The organism is Vibrio metschnikovii CIP 69.14, assembly GCF_000176155.1.
GTDB lineage: Bacteria > Pseudomonadota > Gammaproteobacteria > Enterobacterales > Vibrionaceae > Vibrio > Vibrio metschnikovii.
On sequence record NZ_ACZO01000006.1, the window covers coordinates 1044981 to 1063998 of the forward strand.

Here is a 19018-nt window from a genome sequence, read left to right on the forward strand (position 1 = left end):
TATGTCTGAGCAACTCTCTGAACATATTTCAATCCAAGATACTCAGATGGCCGAAGTATTAGCTAAAATCGTGCAAGATAAGTACCTCTGGGTTGAACAGCGCAAAATCAAACAACCGCTGGTGAGTTTTCAAGCCTTGCTGACACCAGCCGATCGCTCATTTTATGACGCCCTCAGCCCAGAGAAGACGCGCTTTATTTTAGAATGTAAAAAAGCCTCGCCTTCGAAAGGGTTGATTCGCGAAGATTTTGATTTGGATTATATTGCCTCGGTTTATCATCAATACGCAGATGTGATTTCCGTCTTAACCGATGAAAAATATTTCCAAGGTAATGTCGAGTTTATCCCTCGTATCCGGGGGCAAGTGAGTCAGCCAATCCTGTGTAAAGATTTTATGGTTGACCCTTATCAAGTGTATTTGGCTCGTCATTATGGCGCTGATGCGATTTTATTAATGCTATCGGTACTCGATGATCAGCAGTATCAGCACTTAGCCGCAATTGCTCACCAACTGGGTATGGGCGTATTAACCGAAGTCAGTGATCACGCTGAATTAACGCGCGCCATCAACCTAGAAGCCAAAGTGGTCGGCATTAATAATCGTAACTTGCGCGATCTCTCCACCGATCTCAATCGCACTAAGCAATTAGCGCCCCTATTGCCCAAAGGGACAATCATCATTTCAGAATCGGGGATCTATCACCATCAACAAGTGCGTGATCTCGCCCATTATGCCAGTGGCTTTTTAATCGGCAGCTCACTGATGGCCGAACAAAATCTTGAACTGGCGGCGCGCAAAATCATCCTCGGTGAAAATAAAGTCTGCGGCTTAACCCATGCCGATGATGCCGCCAAAGCTTATCAAGCCGGAGCCGTCTTTGGCGGGTTAATTTTTGTGTCTAAGTCACCACGTTATGTGGATATTGAACAGGCACGGCTCATCATGAGCGGCGCACCTCTGCACTACGTAGGGGTATTTCAAAATCATCCACTGCCAGAGGTGGTCGATATCGCGCAGCAGCTATCGCTCAAAGCGGTTCAGTTGCATGGTAATGAAGACCAAGCTTACGTTGATCAATTAAGAATGCAATTAGCCAATGAGATTGAGATCTGGAAAGCCTATGGCGTCAGTGATAGCAAGCCAAAAACTCTGCAGCGCCATATTGATCGTCATCTGTTTGATAGCCAAGTCGGTGCTCAATCCGGTGGCACAGGACAAGCTTTTAACTGGCAACTGCTCGATGAGGTCAATAACGTGATGCTCGCTGGAGGAATAAGCCCAGACAACGCTCAGCAGGCGGCAAGCCTTGGCTGTTTGGGATTAGATCTTAATTCAGGAGTAGAAAGTCAACCTGGTAAAAAAGATCAACAGAAACTGAATTTAGCATTTCGTGCCATTAGGCATTATTAATCACCGATTTGCGCATACACAATAGTCCAAACCACCAACTAGGGTGGCAAACGACGCCAATAGCAAGAGAATCATGCGCAACCAATGACAAGACAAAGGATACGAATCATGGCAAAGCTTAATGCCTATTTTGGCGAATACGGTGGTCAATATGTACCACAAATTTTAGTCCCTGCGCTGGATCAGTTAGAACAAGCCTTTATTGATGCGCAGGAAGACCCTGACTTTCGCGCTGAATTTATGACCTTGTTGCAAGAGTATGCCGGTCGCCCAACCGCTCTAACCCTAACCCGCAATCTCACTAAGGGCACCAAAACCAAGCTATATCTAAAACGAGAAGATTTATTGCACGGCGGCGCGCACAAAACCAACCAAGTTCTTGGCCAAGCCTTGCTAGCAAAACGGATGGGCAAACATGAAATCATCGCCGAAACCGGCGCCGGGCAACACGGGGTAGCCACCGCGCTCGCTTGCGCGCTACTTGGACTGAAATGTCGCGTTTACATGGGCGCTAAGGACGTTGAGCGCCAAAGCCCGAACGTCTTTCGTATGAAACTGATGGGCGCAGAAGTTATCCCTGTTCATTCTGGTTCGGCAACCTTAAAAGATGCCTGTAATGAGGCGCTGCGTGATTGGTCTGCTACTTATGAAACGACTCACTATTTACTCGGTACGGCGGCAGGCCCACACCCTTTCCCGACCATAGTCCGTGAATTTCAACGCATCATTGGTGAAGAAACTAAGCTGCAAATTTTGGCTCGTGAAGGACGCTTACCTGATGCCGTATTAGCCTGTATCGGCGGCGGCTCTAACGCGATTGGTATGTTCGCCGATTTTATTGATGAACCTAACGTACGTTTGATTGGTATTGAGCCAGCAGGAAAAGGCATTGATACCCATCAACACGGCGCGCCACTCAAACACGGTAAAACGGGGATCTTTTTTGGTATGAAAGCGCCACTGATGCAAGATTCGTATGGCCAAGTCGAAGAGTCCTATTCGGTTTCTGCTGGGTTGGATTTTCCATCCGTTGGCCCGCAGCACGCGCACCTTAATGCCATTGGCCGCGCAGAATATGAAAGCATTACCGATGATGAGGCGCTAGAGGCGTTTCAATCTATCGCGCGTAATGAAGGCATCATCGCGGCTTTGGAATCCTCACACGCTCTCGCTTATGCGGTAAAAATGGCGTATGCCGAGCCCGATAAAGAGCAGTTACTGGTCGTCAATTTATCTGGTCGTGGTGATAAAGATATCTTCACCGTCCATCAATTATTAGAAGAACGAGGCGCACTATAATGGATCGTTATCAACATTTATTCCAACGTTTGGCAGCACAGAACCAAGGCGCTTTTGTTCCGTTTGTCACCATTGGCGACCCTAACCCCCAGCAGTCGCTACGTATTATGCAAACCCTGGTTGAAGCCGGAGCCGATGCACTAGAGCTGGGTATGCCATTTTCAGATCCCTTGGCGGATGGCCCGACTATTCAAGGGGCGAATATTCGCGCGTTAGCATCCGGTACCACACCCGATCAATGCTTTGAGCTGATCAGCACCATTCGAGCACAATATCCTGATTTACCCATTGGTTTATTAATGTATGCCAACTTGGTCTACGCTCGCGGCATCGATAATTTTTATCAACGCTGCCAACAAGCGGGTGTTGATTCAGTGTTAATCGCTGACGTCCCCACCAATGAAAGTGCTGAGTTTGTGACCGCAGCGAAAAAATACGCCATTCATCCAATTTTTATTGCACCACCTACCGCCAGTGATGAGACCTTACAATCGGTTGCAGAGCTAGGTAGCGGCTATACCTACCTTTTATCTCGCTCAGGGGTAACGGGCGCAGAAACCAAAGCCAATATGCCCGTTCACGCCTTACTCGATCGCCTTAACCAATTTTCAGCGCCTCCAGCGTTACTCGGTTTTGGCATTTCAGAGCCAGAACAAGTCAAACAGGCCATTGAGGCTGGCGCTGCTGGGGCGATTTCTGGCTCGGCGGTAGTAAAAATTATCGAGCAACATCTTGCCGAACCCGAAGTGATGCTGGATGAACTGAAAACTTTTATTTCGGCAATGAAAAACGCTACTCAACGCGATAACTAATTATCCGCTAAGTACTTAGCGTTTCACTGAGGCGGCCTTATGGTCGCCTATTTTTTCGCTTCCTTTTATCTACAAACCCAGTCTATTTTTCTCTCACTTCCTCTTCTGGTGACAAATGTGAACTGACTCCAAGTATTCACTTTTCACCCTTCAATTTACGCTCCAATTCGGAAATCCCGATTGTTAAACAAGATTTAATCGATATAAACGAGACGAATATTTTTACAGTCAACTATCATAGGCTCAGATGTTGAGTTTTTACTCTGACAATGCCCAAGACCAATGTTGATAGAAGACTTAACGTTTCATTACACGACTAGATTGAAACTATCGGCTATAGCAATACTAAAAAAATAACAATGGAAGAATGACAATGTATAAAAGGATTAAATATTTTCTCACCAGTGATCCTGCGAGCGGTGTATTACTGCTGCTTGCCGCCATCACCGCACTTGCCATCGCTAACTCACCACTACAACACTCTTATCAACAATTTTTAAACTTTTATGTTTTTGGGATCAGCGTCAGTCATTGGATCAATGATGGCTTAATGGCTTTATTCTTTTTAATGATTGGCTTAGAAGTAAAACGTGAGTTGATTGAGGGATCGTTAAATAGTCGTTCAAAAGCCATGTTACCGGCGATGGCTGCCTTAGGTGGCATGCTATTCCCTATCGCTATCTTCTTGTTTTTTAATTATCAAGATCCGATTGCCATCAATGGCTGGGCAGCTCCAGCGGCGACAGATATTGCTTTTGCTTTAGCGATTTTAAGCTTACTCGGTAAACGAGTGCCCGTTGAATTGAAAGTCTTCTTGTTGGCTTTGGCCATTATTGATGACTTAGGCGTGATTTTTATTATTGCTCTATTCTATAACAGTGAGCCTTCAGGCATGATGCTGCTGTTTGTCTTGACCATCAGTTTGTTTTTATTCTTTTGTGGCAAGAAGCAATTTTCCTCTCTCGCGCTGTATTTTGTATTATTCCTTGTACTTTGGTTTACCGTCTACCACTCAGGAATTCACGCTACGCTCGCAGGCGTTATCGCTGGTTTCTTAATTCCACTGACTTGCCGAGCAGGAAAGAGCCCGGCGAAACGGGTTGAGCATTTATTGAACTCTTATGTCGCGTTTTTAATCTTACCGCTGTTTGCCTTTGCTAACTCTGGCGTCACGTTTTCGTCGATTAATATCGTCAGTAGTAATGCTCACTTACCGCTCGGTATTGCGCTAGGATTATTTGTCGGTAAACCTATCGGTGTCTTCTTATTCAGTTGGTTAGCGATTAAGCTTGGCGTCGCTCAACTGCCCCCTACTGTCAACCTACGCATGATTCTATCGGTAGCGGTACTGTGTGGGATTGGTTTTACTATGTCTATTTTCATTTCCACTCTCGCGTTTACCGCTGAGCAAAGTGTGATGGTCGATTACGCCAAAATCGGGATTTTGATGGGCTCGACCGCTTCAGCCATCTTGGGGTTTTCTATGTTAATCAAGGCGCTTCCAGTATCAACGCCACACATTGTCTCTAGCCAAGCCAGAGTAAGTGAGTTGCAACAAAGCCGAATTAAATAATCATGGTTGCTTCTATACTCAAACAACGTTGAATTATAATTAGGCAGTAACGAAGTGAATCCCCAATCATATAAATAAACGATATGATTGGGGTAAGCCAACACCACGGTGAGCGATTATCTGTTTTGATTTAGTGATTATTTCGCTAGACTGTCACCATCGTCTCCTTTTGGGCCTCATCTGATAATGAAACAACTGCTCGACTTTATTCCGCTGATTATTTTCTTCGTACTATTTAAGCTTTACGATATCTATATTGCGACTGGCGCGCTGATCGCCACAACCGCACTGCAAGTGGTGATCACTTACTTTTTAGTCAAAAAAGTCGAAAAGATTCAGCTGATCACTTTTGCTCTTGTGGCTATTTTTGGCGGCATGACCATCTTCTTACATAATGATAACTTTATAAAATGGAAGGTGACCATTGTCTATCTGGTGTTTGCTATCGGACTTGCTGTCAGTCATAAACTGGGTAAATCGGCGATTAAAGGTATGCTTGGCAAAGAAATTTCACTACCGAATGATATTTGGGCCAAAATCACTTGGGCATGGGTGATGTTTTTTGCTGTCTGTGCGCTTCTCAATACTTACATTGCCTTTCAGCTCTCGTTAGAAGTATGGGTTAATTTCAAGGTATTTGGCTTACTTGCCGCAACGTTTATCTATACTTTACTGACCGGATTTTATATCTATAAACACCTGCCAAAAGAGCAAAAAAACACGGAACAGTAACGGGAGTCAGCCCGATACTCATAACACTTTTGAGCTTAATCCTATTTTAAGGGTATAATCTCAGTTCTTTTTTCAGCGACCCTTGTGGGTCGCTGTTTTGTTTATTGTGGATGTCGAAAATGAATCAGGATGCACACTCTCCTAAAGGCCAACTATTATTGAGAACGTTAGCGATGCCAGCCGATACCAATGCCAATGGTGATATCTTTGGTGGCTGGATTATGTCGCAACTCGATCTCGCTGGTGGTATTCTCGCTAAAGAAATTTCCAGCGGACGTATTGTTACTGTCTCTGTTTCTAGTATTACCTTTAAAAAACCAGTCAAAGTCGGTGATGTGGTGTGCTGTTATGGTGAATGCACCAAAATCGGCCGAACCTCGATGTCGATTAATCTTGAAGTGTGGGTCAAGCCAATCAAGGAAGATGGGGTACTTGATCGCTTTCAAGTGTGTGAAGCTACGTTTAATTATGTCGCGATTGATGCAGATGGGCGGCCTCGAGTGATAAAGCAGAGAGGCGCTTGATCACATAACGAAGGATTAATAATATTAATCGTCAATAGGCATTTTAAAATCGCTTTACTTTCAGTACATTAACATCAACCATACTGACTAAACCGAAAGTTATAGGTAGACAGATAATCTACTTTTAAACACCAATAAGGATATCAATATGTGGTATGTGATCTTTGCTCAGGATGTACCGAATTCTCTAACACAACGCCTTAGTGTTCGTCCTGCTCATTTAGCACGCTTACAAGCATTACGTGATGAAGGTCGCTTGCTTACTGCGGGACCAATGCCTGCTATTGATGCAGAGAATCCAGGTGACGCTGGATTTACTGGCTCAACAGTGATTGCTGAATTTGAATCTCTACAAGCCGCCCAGCAATGGGCTGACAACGACCCTTATGTCACGGCTGGCGTTTATGCCCAGGTGATCGTCAAACCATTCAAAAAAGTGTTTTAATTATGAATAAGTTACTATTGTCCTGCGTAGGACTGACGATGCTATTATTGGCTGGCTGTAGTTCAACCGCCGATCAACAAAAACACCTAGAACTGCTTGCCGCTAATCGCGCCAGCGTATTAAACGCTGAACTCCCGATTGAACAAGGCCCTTTAACTATCATGCGTGCCAGCGCCAAGGGGACAATGATTGAAATGATGATGATTTATAACAACGACCAACAAGGTGCAACCCCAATTAATCAAGTGATGCAATCCAGTTTACAACGTTTTTGCTCGACACCTGATATTCGTGCCAATCTTGATGTCGGCATTAGTTATCGTTTCTTGGTACGCAACCCACGAGGACAAACCATGGTTGACCAATCGATGACGAAAAGCAGCTGCAAATAAGCGCTAAATTCGGCTTTCCTATCGATGAGAATTCAGTCGCGGGCAAACTCAAATGAACAAGGTCTAACCATTCCGGTAGACCTTGTTTCTCTAACAAGTCAGCGCTTCTTGCTGCTCAATCAATAATGGGGATAAATCAATATACTTACCCAAATCTCGGCACTTAATACTTGGCATGTAGGGAATCTCACCTAACTTTGGCGCATCAATCCGATGTTCTAGTAATTGAATAATATCTGCATAGTGCTCGGTTCCAGGATTGACTCGATTCGCCACCCAGCCAACAATCTTTAATCCATCAGCATGAATGCTTTCTGCCGTTAGTAAAGCATGGCTTAAACAACCCAGTTTAATACCAACAACTAAAATCACTGCTAATTGTTCTTGCTGCACCCAGCGAGATAAACCCTCACTATCCGATATTGGTACTCGCCAACCACCTGCGCCTTCAACCAATACAACATCAGCATGAGATTGTAACTTCGCGAGTTTTTCACTCAGCACACTAGTATCTATATTTACCTGCTCATGTTTGGCGGCAATATGAGGCGAAGCCGGCAAGGCTAACGGATACGGATTAATATCTTCATACGGCATTTTGACGGTTGCTACTTGCAACAAATGTAAAGCGTCGCCGTTACGCATTCCTTCTGCCGTTTGCTCACATCCAGCCGCTACTGGTTTATAACCTATAGTAGAAAAGCCACGAGCGGCCAATGCCTGCAAAATCGCTTTTGAAGCCACGGTCTTACCCACATCGGTATCCGTACCGGCAATAAATATTGCGTTAATCATCGATGTAACACCCCTAAACAAACTTGATACGTTGCAGGTAGGAGGCCTTGCTGACCAGCAAACTGCTGATAGGCCTGCTCTACCTGAGCAAGAGTGTGGCGGCCCGTTAGCCCTTGAGATCGGCCATGGATATGGGTGGCCCCAATACCTTTCAGATCACGCATTAATTGATAAGCGCTCTCATACCACACGGTTATTGCGGGTAAGTCTAAGTGATATTGCGCAAAGTCAGATTGCGCTAACGCAAGGTTTATCTTATTCACATCCGCAAAGCGTTTAACGTGTTGATGTACATCAACCTTCTGCCACGCTTGTGCTAACTCGGTTAATGATCCAAACAATAAAGTGGAAAATCTTGCTTGTCCTTGAGGTTTGAGAATGCGATGAATTTCTTGCAGCGGAACGACTAAATCCTCACACCACTGCAAGGCTAAACTCGAAAACACCAGATCAAAGTGCGCAGCTTTGAAAGGGAGAGCTTCAGCGTCAAGTTGGACATAATGCATTCGATAATGACCACAACGCTGTTTAGCCTGATACAACATTGCTGATGAAAGATCCGCACAGACGACGGTCGCACCCCGTGATCGCAGTTGCTGAGCGAAATAACCCGTACCACATCCCAAATCCAGTACCTGCCAATCCACCAGTTGTTTGGGCAAAGTGTCCAATAACCGTTGCCCGACATCACGTTGAAAAGCCGCATGTTGATCGTAACGAGATGCCGCTTTGCTGAAGGCTTGAGCAATGGCTTTTTTCGTTGCCCCTTGCTCAGCGTGCTCTACCCCAACCGCGAGGTTCATAATTGCCCCTCCATCGCCATCATTAAAGCGTCAGCCAGCTTTGTGACTTGTTGATTGGTGTGATTGGCCGTTAACGTAATTCGCAGTCTTGCTTGATTGGTCGGGACCGTGGGGGGGCGAATTGCACCTACCCAAATGCCACCATCACGCAGTCGGTCAGCAATAGTGATGACACGCTGGTTGGTTCCAAGGATAAATGGTTTGATGGGAGTTGAAGTGGAAACAAAGCCAGGCACACCAGTAAGCATTTGGTCATAGACCATAGAAAGTTCTTGCAACTTCTCTCTGCGCCACGATTGTTGTTGCACCATTTGGATAGAATGGCAGAGAGCATAAGCTTGTGCTGGCGGCATCGCCGTTGAATAGACATGATGACGAGCAAATTGAGTTAAATAATCTCCCAAAGCCTCACTACATAAGATTGCTGCTCCCGATAAACCAAGCGCTTTACCAAAGGTGACGACCAAAATATCGGGGTGAATTCCTGCTTGCGCGCAGCTTCCTCGCCCTTGCTCCCCCAAAACACCAATACCATGGGCATCATCAACCATCAGCCATGCTCGTTGATCAACCTGCTGCTGGATTGATGATAAAGGCGCTCTATCACCATCCATACTGAATACCCCCTCAGTGACTACCAACGCGTGCTGGGATGAATGGGCGGTTAACAATTGCTTAAGGTGTTCAAGATTATTGTGCTGAAAGCGCCGTAATTGAGCTGAAGATAATAGACCAGCTTCAATCAACGAGGCATGATTAAGCTTATCTTGTAAGAGCAGGTCCCCCTCCTCTAACAAGGTGAACAACAGGGCTTGATTGGCGCTAAAGCCAGAGCTAAATAAAATAGCTCGAGGATACCCTAACCACTCGCAAAGCAAGGCTTCAAGCCGCTGATGCGCGGGTGAAAAACCACTCACTAATAGTGAAGCGCCGCTGCCAGCACCAAAGTGAGCTAAGCCTTGCTGCCACGCTTCAACTAATGAGCGGTCTCTCGCTAATCCTAAATAATCATTACTCGCAAAATGATCATACTTTCGCCCTGCGTGAACTAATTGCGCTGAATCTGTTGTTTGAACTGCTGACAATTGGCGGGTTAAGCCTCGTTGGTTTCGCTCATTCAGCGCATACTCAATCCGTTGCTCAAAGGCTAGCATCGTAAAACAGATCCGTATTACTTGGTCTTGATGCAACACGTTCAATCACTTGATCGAGCAGATCGTTTTCTGTCACTTGATCTGGTTTTTGAATCGCTTGTTGACGATTAATACCTAACTTATTAAACAGCTGCAGATCACTGTCTTCAGCAGGATTTGGCGTAGTTAATAATTTGCAACCATAGAAGATTGAGTTGGCACCAGCCATAAAACACAGTGCCTGCATCTGTTCGTTCATCTTCTCTCTCCCTGCGGATAAACGCACCGCAGATTTTGGCATCATGATCCGTGCAACCGCAATTAACCTTATAAAATCAAAAGGCTCAACCTCTTCTGCACTCGCGAGTGGTGTTCCTTGAACTTTAACCAGCATATTAATCGGCACACTTTCAGGTTGAGTCGGTAGGTTGGCCAACTCAACGAGCAGGCCAGCACGATCATCAACACTTTCTCCCATGCCGATGATCCCGCCAGAACAAATTTTCATTCCTGAATCACGGACATGAGACAGGGTATCTAAACGGTCTTGATAGGTTCGCGTGGTAATAATATTGCCATAAAATTCAGGAGAGGTATCAAGGTTATGGTTGTAATAATCTAATCCCGCTTGCGCTAGCTCATACGCTTGCTCTGCACTAAGCATGCCTAACGTCATACAGGTTTCTAGCCCTTTTTCTTTGACACCAGCAATCATCGCTTTCAACAACGGCATATCGCGCGCTTTGGGGTTTTTCCATGCTGCTCCCATGCAAAATCGCGTCGATCCCGATTGCTTGGCTTTTTCCGCCGCGTCTAAAACACGCTCTACTTCCATAAGTCGCTCTTTATCAACATCAGTCCGATAATGAGCACTTTGTGGACAATATTTGCAATCTTCCGGACAAGCCCCAGTTTTGATCGATAATAAGGTACTGACTTGAACATGATTGTGGGGGTGAAACTGACGATGAACTTGCTGCGCAGTAAATAACAAATCCATAAATGGTTGATCAAGCAGCGCAGTAACCTCCGCCCTTGTCCAGTTGTGACGTACTTCCACGAGTAATCCTTAGCAATGTGCCTTGCTTGGTGACATTTATGCGCCGTAGTCTACTGAAGCGACACCAGCTGTCAACATAAATAGAATTAAAATGGTTTACACAAGCTCAAATAATAACCATGCAAATAAATGCTGATGTCATGAGTATGAGAACGCTTAATTAAGCAGATAAACTTCAAGTCAAATATAATTTTATGTTTAAATGTAGAAATTTTTATTTATAAATTTATAAGTAAACTATCAATCATCAAAATTTATTCAACTCTTCCATATTGATTAAAAATCATCTAGGGCGAAGTTTCTATTTTTAAAAATAAAATCTAATGAAACCAATTGTTTCTATTTGTTTCTGTGATATATTCACGCGCGTCCAAGTTGGTTGGATATGCAGTATTAAATAAAGTATTAGTAATAAATAATAAGAAAGGAATTATCGTGAATAAATTAGGCTTACCTAAATTAGCTTTGATATTATTACTAGGTTCATCTTGCGCCAATGCAAATATCATCAGTGGCGTTGCAGGTGTCGGTTATGGGTTTGGTGGTGAGAAGATTTTCGAAGGTCTTTACACCAATGGCAAAACTGATGACGTTAAAAGTAATGAAGGGATCTCTATTTTTGGTGGTATTGATATCAATCTCGCCCAAAATATTACCGTTCGCGGCACGGTAGGTTATAAATTCGACTCTATTTCCGCAACCAATGGTGACGTTAGTTTCAGTCGAGTACCACTAGAGTTAATCGTATTCAAAGGCTTTAATAATCATAAAATTGGAGCAGGCATTACTCATCAGAAGAATGTCAAATTTGAATGTAAGGTGAAAGGCATATGCAGTGGGGATGTTGAGTTTGATGATGCTACTGGTTTTGTCGCTCAATATGAATACGCATTTGCTCCAGCCAAAATGTCAAAAAACCATTTTGCCATTGGTGTAAAGTACACCAATATTGAATATTCAACACCGCTCCTCCATAAAGACATTGATGGTAGCGGCTTTGATGTTCACCTTGCTTATTTATTCTAATTTTTATTAAAGTGTAAATAGCATTATATCAATAGACTAGAGGGAGCTGGATTGGCTCACCTCTTATCACTACAGTTCGCTAAGACTGCATATTCCCACTCCCGCCACATCACCTAGTCATTACGCTGATCTATCCTTTTTTGTTTACCCATCTGACAAGCTTGTGCTTGGATTTGTAATTGCCCCAAGCTAGACTGTCAACATTTTAAAACTCATTGAGTTTACAACAGATGACTTTAAGCTCTCACTTAAGTATGGACTTTTCATGGATTTAGCTTTTGATCGCCAACATATCTGGCACCCTTATACGTCAACCATTAACCCGTTAACTTGTTATCCCGTCACTCATGCACAAGGCGTCACTCTCTACTTAGAAGATGGCAAAACATTGGTTGATGGCATGTCGTCTTGGTGGGCGGCAATCCATGGTTATAATCATCCAGCTTTAAATCAAGCGGCGCATCAGCAAGTGGATAAAATGTCCCATATCATGTTTGGGGGCTTAACCCATCAACCCGCGATTGATCTCTGTAAACAGCTATTAGCATTAACACCTGATAATTTGCAGCAAGTGTTTCTCGCCGATTCCGGCTCAGTCGCGGTGGAGGTTAGCCTGAAAATGGCGCTACAGTATTGGCACGCCAAAGGTGAACAACGCGCTAAATTTCTTACCTTACGTCATGGCTATCATGGTGATACTTTCGCTGCAATGTCAGTGACTGATCCGGATAACTCAATGCATAGCCTATATAAAGGCTTTTTACCTGAGCACATTTTCGCTGATTCACCAAAAACTGGTTTTTATGATCGTTGGCAAGAGTCTGATATTGACGATTTTCGCAGCAAGATCGCGCGCCATCATCAACAGATTGCCGCGGTGATCCTTGAGCCGATAGTCCAGGGGGCTGGGGGTATGCGCATCTATCATCCACAATTTCTGCGTGAAGTACGCCGACTTTGTGATCACTATAACGTGCTGTTAATTGTTGATGAAATTGCTACCGGTTTTGGTCGAACGGGGAAATTGTTTGCTTGTCAGCATGCCGATATACAGCCAGATATTCTGTGCCTTGGTAAAGCCTTAACCGGCGGTTATATGACCCTTGCGGCAACATTAACCAGCAAGCTAGTCGCTGATACGGTTTGTAGTGGTGAAGCTGGGTGCTTTATGCACGGACCAACCTTTATGGGTAATCCTTTAGCTTGTGCTGTCGCTTCCGCGAGTCTGGCACTGATTGCCAAAGGAGATTGGCAAACACAAGTGGCTAATATTGAAAGCCAATTTACCAAACGTTTACCCGATTTTACCACCTACCGACACGTAAAAGACGTGCGCTGGCTTGGCGCCATTGGCGTCATAGAAACCCACCATCCAGTCAATATGAGCGTGATTCAAGCACTGTTTGTCGAGCTTGGCGTATGGATCCGGCCTTTTGGCCGCTTGATTTATCTCATGCCACCTTATATCAGTGACAGTAAACATATTGATAGCCTATTAGATGCGGTAGAGACGGCTGTGCAAAATGACGCCTGTTTCCAAATAAGCTAGCAATAAACGAAAACTCGTTTTAAATCGATAGCGCGCAGCTTAGCATCCAACAAAAAACCGACGCACTGAGCGTCGGTTTTGAGTAACAATAAGGCAGAAATTAACCGATGTGGGTTAAACCACCCATGTATTTTTGTAATACCGCTGGGATTTCAATACGGCCATCCGCTTGCTGGTAGTTTTCCAAAATCGCTACCATGGTACGGCCAACCGCTAGACCAGAACCATTCAGCGTGTGTACGAGTTCAGGGCGCTTTTCTGCTTTACGACGGAAGCGAGCTTGCATACGGCGAGCTTGGAAATCCCACATGTTTGAGCATGATGAAATCTCACGATAGGTTTTTTGCGCGGGTACCCACACTTCTAAGTCGTAAGTTTTACAAGCACCGAAGCCCATATCACCGGTACATAGCACCACTTTACGGTAAGGAAGATTTAACAGTTGCAGCACTTTTTCTGCATGAGCGGTCAACTCTTCTAACGCCGCCATCGAATCTTCTGGCTTAGTGATCTGCACCAGCTCAACTTTGTCAAATTGGTGCATGCGGATCAAACCACGCGTATCGCGTCCATAAGATCCGGCTTCAGAGCGGAAACATGGTGTGTGAGCGGTCATTTTCAGTGGCAACTCTGCCTCATCCAAAATCACATCACGTACCAAGTTGGTCACTGGAACTTCGGCCGTTGGGATCAAAGAAAAACGACGTGGATCTTCATCGCTGGCTTTTTCCGTCAATGGCTCGGTGTGGAACAGATCTTTACCGAATTTAGGTAGCTGACCAGTACCAAATAACGTCTCTTGGTTGACTAAGTAAGGAACGTATAGCTCAGTATAACCATGTTGTTCGGTGTGCAAATCAAGCATAAATTGGGCAATGGCACGATGCAAACGAGCAAACTGGCCTTTCATGATCACAAAACGAGCGCCAGTAATTTTGGTTGCACTCGCAAAGTCTAAACCGCCGCTCATTTCACCTAAGTCGACATGATCTTTCACTTCAAAATCATACTCTTTCGGTGTACCCCAGCGTGACACTTCCACGTTGTCGTCTTCATCTTTACCATCGGGCACTGAACTATCAGGAATATTAGGCACGGTTTGCGTGATCGCTTCTAGTTCCGCTTGGATTTTGTCTAACTCAACTTTCTTGCTGTCGAGATCCTCACCGAGAGTACCAATTTGCTGCTTAATCGCTTCCGCGCCCGCTTTATCGCCTTGCGACATCAGTTGGCCAATTTGCTTGGAAATGGAGTTACGCGTGGATTGTAAATTTTCAACTTCGACTTGAATCGACTTACGTTGCTCTTCAAGGGTGCGAATGGTGTCGACGTCGAGCGTAAAGCCACGACGTGCTAATTTTGCAGCTGTTTCATCCAGCTCTGTGCGAAGTAATTTAGAATCCAGCATTGCTAATCCTATGCTTTAATGTTGTGAAGAAACATGGACGTTGTTTTTTTGAACAACATCACACGTATTGAATTTACTCAGCCAAAGATAACCAAAAGCCACTACTTTTCATAGCGCTTTTGTGGGCTTTTTGCGTCTAAATCGGCTAGATACTGGAGTTTTTCCGCAATCTTAGTTTCTAATCCTCGATTGGTTGGAAAGTAGTAGCGTTTTCCAACCATTTCTGGAGGCAAGTAACGCTCACCAGCGGCAAAAGCCCCAGGCTCATCATGGGCATAACGGTATTCCGCACCATACCCGAGATCTTTCATTAAATGAGTCGGTGCATTACGCAAATGTGCTGGCACCTCATACTCTGGCAAGTTACGAGCATCATTCAGGGCCTGTTTCCAAGCGGTATAAACTGCATTACTTTTCGGAGCACAGGCCAAATAAACCACCGCTTGAGCAATCGCGCGCTCACCTTCAGCTGGACCGACACGGGTAAAACAGTCCCAAGCAGAGAGAGCGACTTGCATTGCTCTTGGGTCTGCATTACCCACATCTTCAGAAGCAATCGCGAGTAAACGACGCGCAATATATAATGGGTCGCACCCTGCGCTGATCATTCTCGCCATCCAATACAAAGCGGCATCGGCATTGGAACCACGAATCGACTTGTGTAATGCCGAGATTAAGTCGTACCAAATATCGCCTTTATTATCAAAACGAGCGACTTTTTCTCCCGCCACTTCAGCCAATAAACTGAGCGTGATCTGTTTACGGCCTTGCGCATCTTGACTTGCCATGTCATACAACAGTTCTAAATAATTGAGCGACATTCGTGCATCGCCATTAACCAACTCGGCGAGCCGCTGCAAAACGTTATCATGAAAATCAGCTGGATGTTGGCCAAGCCCTTTTTGCTTGTCATCAATCGCTTGTTGCAGCGTTTGTAAAATCTCATCAACACTCAATGAGGTAAGTTTGTAAACCCGTGCACGAGATAACAAAGCATTATTTAACTCAAATGACGGGTTCTCTGTTGTCGCGCCTATAAAGGTCACCGTTCCATCTTCAATATACGGTAAAAAAGCATCTTGCTGTGATTTATTAAAGCGATGAACCTCGTCGACAAAAAGAATCGTCCTCCGCCCGACGCGCTGATTTTCTCTCGCTCTATCGATAGCCGCACGAATCTCTTTAACGCCGGACGTGACGGCTGAGACACGCTCTACTTCAGCATTCGCGTAATTGGCAGCGACTTCAGCTAGCGTCGTTTTTCCAGTTCCCGGCGGGCCCCAAAGAATCATTGAGTGAAGATGCCCCGCCTGTAACGCACGACGCAGTGGTTTATCTTGGCCAAGAATGTGCTGCTGGCCAATATATTGCTCAATGGTTTGTGGCCTCATACGTGCCGCAAGGGGACGAAAATCTTCATCCCCTGAAAAATCTAAACGGTAATTACTCACGATCGCTCATTGATTCCGTGATTAGCGTTGATCATCAACATCAACCCCATCGGGGATGACAAATTGAAAACGGCTGATAGGCGGCTTTTGCAAAGTGACATCATGGAAGGTAAAACGACTTTGCTGACCATCTTGCTCGATGACGGTAAATCCAGTCACTTTCCCTTGTGCATCAATCACGATCTGAAAACGTCCTTGGTTCGATTCAAAGGTAATCGGTGTTAAGGTAAACACATCGCCTTCAGCTTCGACTTGGTACGCATTCCAATCACTGGCTTGATTACGAGTCAGTAATATAAAAGGTGTCTGCTCAGTGGCTTGTTGCTGATTATAAATTGAGACTTGTTCGATAAATGGGCTGTAATACCACAGTGTTTGTCCATCGGAGACCAAGATATTTTCATCCGGTTCAAAGGTTTCCCAGCGAAACAATCCCGGACGAGCCACTTCAACGGTGCCCTTACCTTCCATGACTGTTTCCCCTTCTGGACTCAGCACTTGCTGATCAAACTGGGCACTAAAACCTTCGGTTAATGCTAAACGCTGACTCAGCGTCTCTTTAGGACTCGCCAATACCGAAAAGCTACAAAACAGCAGCACTATCCATTTTTTCATTTTATTTTTACTCCTGACAACCTGACTTAAGGATAAATCCGTGATGATTAACCGCATCAATATCTTCAATGGTAAGGTATAACGGCTTTCCTTGTTTTATATGTCAACATTCGGTAGAAAAAGTTCGTGGTTAAACCGCGTCATGTCGAAAACAAGGTTGACATGACGCCGTCTAAGTGTGGTTATTGGCCACAGCAATGCTTGAATTTTTTACCACTCGAACATGGACAAGCGTCGTTACGCCCAACTTGTTTATAAGGATTAATGGTTTGGGCTTTAGCACCAAGCATCGCTTCATCGGCGGCCAGCGCCACCTCATGAACCATTAAATCCAGTTGTTCAATCATATGCGCTAACGAGGGCAATGATTGATAACCCGCGGCTTGCATCTGCTGATGAGTCCCCGCTTCATCAATCGCCAACATTAAGGTGGTTAATAACGCTTGTAGCATGCGTAATGAACCATCGGAATGACTGCTCGTCTGCCATTGCGGTTCGATCATCGGCCATAGACTCATAAACCCCTGAGCAAACTCTGTTAACCCCTTTTCACGTGATTCTGCGTGTTGCGATAAAAGACTTAACAACGCAAATTGATTGGCTTTAAGCTGCTGATACTGTGCATTGATCTGGGCGGTAACCAAAGGTTCCAGTTCATCGACATTGTCTGGAAACAACTCACTTAACCACTGCTTAGGATCCAGTGGCTGAGTAGCAAAATTCGCCGCTAATATACTGCCTTCGATAAACAAGGGGGATACAGAGCAGAAGTGCTTAGGGAGCATTATCAATGGGTAGTTCATAAATTATCGGTATCGGTCAATTAAGATTGACACAGTATAAACGTAAACCGTTGTCAGTTGCAGCCATGATCCGAGTATCACTTGCTACAATCGATCCGTAAGACGACAAAAGAGGATGACTCATCGCCCATCTGCCACTACAATCTCGCGTCTTTGCTATTGGCGGTACCACTCTTTATTATGCGCGTTATTTTAGGCCCAATGGAGGGCGTTCTTGACCACTTGATGCGTCAAATGCTCACCGAAATCAATGATTACGATTTTTGCGTCACCGAATTTGTTCGCGTGGTCAATTTGCTCCTACCGGATCATGTTTTCTATCGTCTTTGTCCCGAGCTTAAACACGCTTCACGCACTCAATCCGGCACCCCAATCAAAGTCCAGCTTTTAGGCCAAGAGCCACAATGGATGGCAGAAAACGCCGTGCGCGCCGCAGAATTAGGCGCCTATGGCGTTGATCTCAATTTTGGTTGTCCCGCGAAAATGGTCAATAAAAGCAAAGGCGGCGCGGCACTGCTGCAACACCCTGAATTGATTTATCAGGTGGTTAAAGCCTGCCGTGACGCGGTACCGAAACATATCCCTGTCAGCGCTAAAATTCGCTTAGGCTGGGAAGATCCTAATGACTGTTTTGACATTGTCGATGCGGTGACTCAGGCAGGGGCCGATGAGCTGACCGTACATGCGCGAACCAAAGCGGGTGGCTACAAAGCCAGTGAAATTCAGTGGGACTATATTGATCAGATCCGCCAAAAAAGCACCATCCCTTTGATAGCCAACGGTGAAATTTGGAATTATGCCGATGCTCAAGCTTGTATTAGTACGACTGGTGTTGATTCTTTAATGGTTTGCCGCGGCGCGCTGAATATTCCTAACTTAGGCAATATAGTCAAATACAACCATGCGCCAATGCCTTGGAATCAAGTTGTCGAATTATTACTCGAGTACTCTGCCTATGAAGTGCGCGGAGATAAAGGTCGCTACTATCCTAACCGCGTCAAGCAGTGGTTTTCTTATTTACGTCAAGCGTATCCAGAAGCGGCAGAGCTATTTAGAGAGATACGCACGCTGACTGACGTCAACGCCATCGTGAGCCACTTTCAACGCTATCGCGATCAACTGCGCTAATCGGCTCCCAAAACAAAACACCGCGCGGCTCAATCAGCGGCGCGGTGTTATTCGTTTAT

19 protein-coding genes are annotated in these 19018 nt (G+C 45.0%); 11 read left to right on the forward strand and 8 right to left on the reverse strand.

All coding sequences use genetic code 11. From position 1 onward, the window contains the following. The first annotated feature begins 1 nt into the window (after position 1). From trpCF to VIB_RS08165, 8 genes are all read left to right on the forward strand, one after another. Positions 2–1411: a bifunctional indole-3-glycerol-phosphate synthase TrpC/phosphoribosylanthranilate isomerase TrpF gene (trpCF, locus tag VIB_RS08130; protein WP_004395466.1), complete on the forward strand. Its 1410-nt coding sequence runs from the start codon at positions 2–4 to the stop codon at positions 1409–1411. 108 nt (positions 1412–1519) lie between these two features. Then, on the forward strand, positions 1520–2710 hold the full coding sequence (gene trpB / locus VIB_RS08135; protein WP_004395467.1) for a tryptophan synthase subunit beta: 1191 nt from the start codon (positions 1520–1522) through the stop codon (positions 2708–2710). Beyond that, positions 2710–3522, forward strand: a complete 813-nt coding sequence (gene trpA / locus VIB_RS08140; RefSeq protein ID WP_004395468.1) for a tryptophan synthase subunit alpha — start codon at positions 2710–2712, stop codon at positions 3520–3522. The genes trpB and trpA overlap by 1 nt, the downstream gene beginning before the upstream one ends. Positions 3523–3895: 373 nt before the next feature. Then, a complete protein-coding gene (gene nhaA / locus VIB_RS08145) occupies positions 3896–5095 on the forward strand; it encodes a Na+/H+ antiporter NhaA (protein ID WP_004395469.1) in 1200 nt (399 codons plus the stop codon). Positions 5096–5281: 186 nt separating this feature from the next. Continuing rightward, the gene (locus tag VIB_RS08150; protein ID WP_004395470.1) at positions 5282–5827 is read left to right on the forward strand and encodes a septation protein A; all 546 of its coding nucleotides are present in this window, start codon (positions 5282–5284) and stop codon (positions 5825–5827) included. Between the two features lie 119 nt (positions 5828–5946). Then, the gene (gene yciA / locus VIB_RS08155) at positions 5947–6351 is read left to right on the forward strand and encodes an acyl-CoA thioester hydrolase YciA (protein ID WP_040904380.1); all 405 of its coding nucleotides are present in this window, start codon (positions 5947–5949) and stop codon (positions 6349–6351) included. A gap of 148 nt (positions 6352–6499) precedes the next feature. Next, a complete protein-coding gene (locus VIB_RS08160; RefSeq protein WP_004395473.1) occupies positions 6500–6796 on the forward strand; it encodes a YciI family protein in 297 nt (98 codons plus the stop codon). Between the two features lie 2 nt (positions 6797–6798). Continuing rightward, the gene (locus VIB_RS08165; RefSeq protein ID WP_040904382.1) at positions 6799–7188 is read left to right on the forward strand and encodes a GspS/AspS pilotin family protein; all 390 of its coding nucleotides are present in this window, start codon (positions 6799–6801) and stop codon (positions 7186–7188) included. A gap of 90 nt (positions 7189–7278) precedes the next feature. Here the strand turns inward: VIB_RS08165 and bioD are convergent, their stop codons facing one another. From bioD to bioB, 4 genes are read right to left on the reverse strand one after another with little or no spacing between them, the layout of a single operon-like run. After that, positions 7279–7983, reverse strand: a complete 705-nt coding sequence (bioD, locus tag VIB_RS08170; protein WP_004395476.1) for a dethiobiotin synthase — start codon at positions 7981–7983, stop codon at positions 7279–7281. Continuing rightward, positions 7980–8786, reverse strand: coding sequence for a malonyl-ACP O-methyltransferase BioC (gene bioC / locus VIB_RS08175; RefSeq protein WP_004395477.1), 807 nt, complete (start codon positions 8784–8786; stop codon positions 7980–7982). Before bioC ends, bioD begins: the two co-directional genes overlap by 4 nt. Then, positions 8783–9940, reverse strand: coding sequence for an 8-amino-7-oxononanoate synthase (gene bioF, locus VIB_RS08180; RefSeq protein ID WP_004395478.1), 1158 nt, complete (start codon positions 9938–9940; stop codon positions 8783–8785). The genes bioC and bioF overlap by 4 nt, the downstream gene beginning before the upstream one ends. Continuing rightward, entirely contained in the window at positions 9927–10979 is a 1053-nt protein-coding gene (bioB, locus tag VIB_RS08185; protein WP_004395479.1) for a biotin synthase BioB, read from the reverse strand. Before bioB ends, bioF begins: the two co-directional genes overlap by 14 nt. Positions 10980–11414: 435 nt before the next feature. Here bioB and VIB_RS08190 point away from each other — a divergent pair, with 435 nt between their 5' ends. Together VIB_RS08190 and bioA are read left to right on the forward strand one after the other, a co-directional pair. After that, complete coding sequence (locus tag VIB_RS08190; protein ID WP_244262427.1) at positions 11415–12005, forward strand: outer membrane beta-barrel protein; 591 nt, start codon at positions 11415–11417, stop codon at positions 12003–12005. Positions 12006–12270: 265 nt separating this feature from the next. Next, on the forward strand, positions 12271–13554 hold the full coding sequence (gene bioA, locus VIB_RS08195) for an adenosylmethionine--8-amino-7-oxononanoate transaminase (protein WP_004395481.1): 1284 nt from the start codon (positions 12271–12273) through the stop codon (positions 13552–13554). 100 nt (positions 13555–13654) lie between these two features. On the opposite strand, the gene serS is transcribed toward bioA, so the two are convergent. The 4 genes from serS to VIB_RS08215 form a co-directional block, all read right to left on the reverse strand. Next, entirely contained in the window at positions 13655–14962 is a 1308-nt protein-coding gene (gene serS, locus VIB_RS08200; protein WP_004395482.1) for a serine--tRNA ligase, read from the reverse strand. Between the two features lie 101 nt (positions 14963–15063). Beyond that, the gene (locus VIB_RS08205) at positions 15064–16413 is read right to left on the reverse strand and encodes a replication-associated recombination protein A (protein WP_004395483.1); all 1350 of its coding nucleotides are present in this window, start codon (positions 16411–16413) and stop codon (positions 15064–15066) included. Positions 16414–16434: 21 nt separating this feature from the next. After that, entirely contained in the window at positions 16435–17028 is a 594-nt protein-coding gene (gene lolA / locus VIB_RS08210) for an outer membrane lipoprotein periplasmic chaperone LolA (RefSeq protein WP_004395484.1), read from the reverse strand. A gap of 182 nt (positions 17029–17210) precedes the next feature. Then, positions 17211–17831 (reverse strand): SEC-C metal-binding domain-containing protein, encoded by a 621-nt coding sequence (locus VIB_RS08215; protein WP_004395485.1) that lies wholly within the window; start codon positions 17829–17831, stop codon positions 17211–17213. A 180-nt stretch (positions 17832–18011) separates the two neighbouring features. Between VIB_RS08215 and dusC the strand changes: the two genes are divergently transcribed. Beyond that, complete coding sequence (gene dusC, locus VIB_RS08220; protein ID WP_040904385.1) at positions 18012–18959, forward strand: tRNA dihydrouridine(16) synthase DusC; 948 nt, start codon at positions 18012–18014, stop codon at positions 18957–18959. Positions 18960–19018 lie beyond the last annotated feature (59 nt).

Excerpts from the sequence above, each read along its gene's own strand:
- bioC (WP_004395477.1), bottom strand. The coding sequence starts at position 8,786 with ATGAACCTCGCGGTTGGGGTAGAGCACGCTGAGCAAGGGGCAACGAAA.
- trpCF (WP_004395466.1), top strand. The coding sequence starts at position 2 with ATGTCTGAGCAACTCTCTGAACATATTTCAATCCAAGATACTCAGATG.
- bioF (WP_004395478.1), bottom strand. The coding sequence starts at position 9,940 with ATGCTAGCCTTTGAGCAACGGATTGAGTATGCGCTGAATGAGCGAAAC.
- dusC (WP_040904385.1), top strand. The coding sequence starts at position 18,012 with ATGCGCGTTATTTTAGGCCCAATGGAGGGCGTTCTTGACCACTTGATG.
- lolA (WP_004395484.1), bottom strand. The coding sequence starts at position 17,028 with ATGAAAAAATGGATAGTGCTGCTGTTTTGTAGCTTTTCGGTATTGGCG.
- VIB_RS08165 (WP_040904382.1), top strand. The coding sequence starts at position 6,799 with ATGAATAAGTTACTATTGTCCTGCGTAGGACTGACGATGCTATTATTG.
- serS (WP_004395482.1), bottom strand. The coding sequence starts at position 14,962 with ATGCTGGATTCTAAATTACTTCGCACAGAGCTGGATGAAACAGCTGCA.
- bioD (WP_004395476.1), bottom strand. The coding sequence starts at position 7,983 with ATGATTAACGCAATATTTATTGCCGGTACGGATACCGATGTGGGTAAG.
- VIB_RS08160 (WP_004395473.1), top strand. The coding sequence starts at position 6,500 with ATGTGGTATGTGATCTTTGCTCAGGATGTACCGAATTCTCTAACACAA.
- nhaA (WP_004395469.1), top strand. The coding sequence starts at position 3,896 with ATGTATAAAAGGATTAAATATTTTCTCACCAGTGATCCTGCGAGCGGT.
- trpA (WP_004395468.1), top strand. The coding sequence starts at position 2,710 with ATGGATCGTTATCAACATTTATTCCAACGTTTGGCAGCACAGAACCAA.
- trpB (WP_004395467.1), top strand. The coding sequence starts at position 1,520 with ATGGCAAAGCTTAATGCCTATTTTGGCGAATACGGTGGTCAATATGTA.
- yciA (WP_040904380.1), top strand. The coding sequence starts at position 5,947 with ATGAATCAGGATGCACACTCTCCTAAAGGCCAACTATTATTGAGAACG.
- VIB_RS08150 (WP_004395470.1), top strand. The coding sequence starts at position 5,282 with ATGAAACAACTGCTCGACTTTATTCCGCTGATTATTTTCTTCGTACTA.
- VIB_RS08215 (WP_004395485.1), bottom strand. The coding sequence starts at position 17,831 with ATGAACTACCCATTGATAATGCTCCCTAAGCACTTCTGCTCTGTATCC.
- bioA (WP_004395481.1), top strand. The coding sequence starts at position 12,271 with ATGGATTTAGCTTTTGATCGCCAACATATCTGGCACCCTTATACGTCA.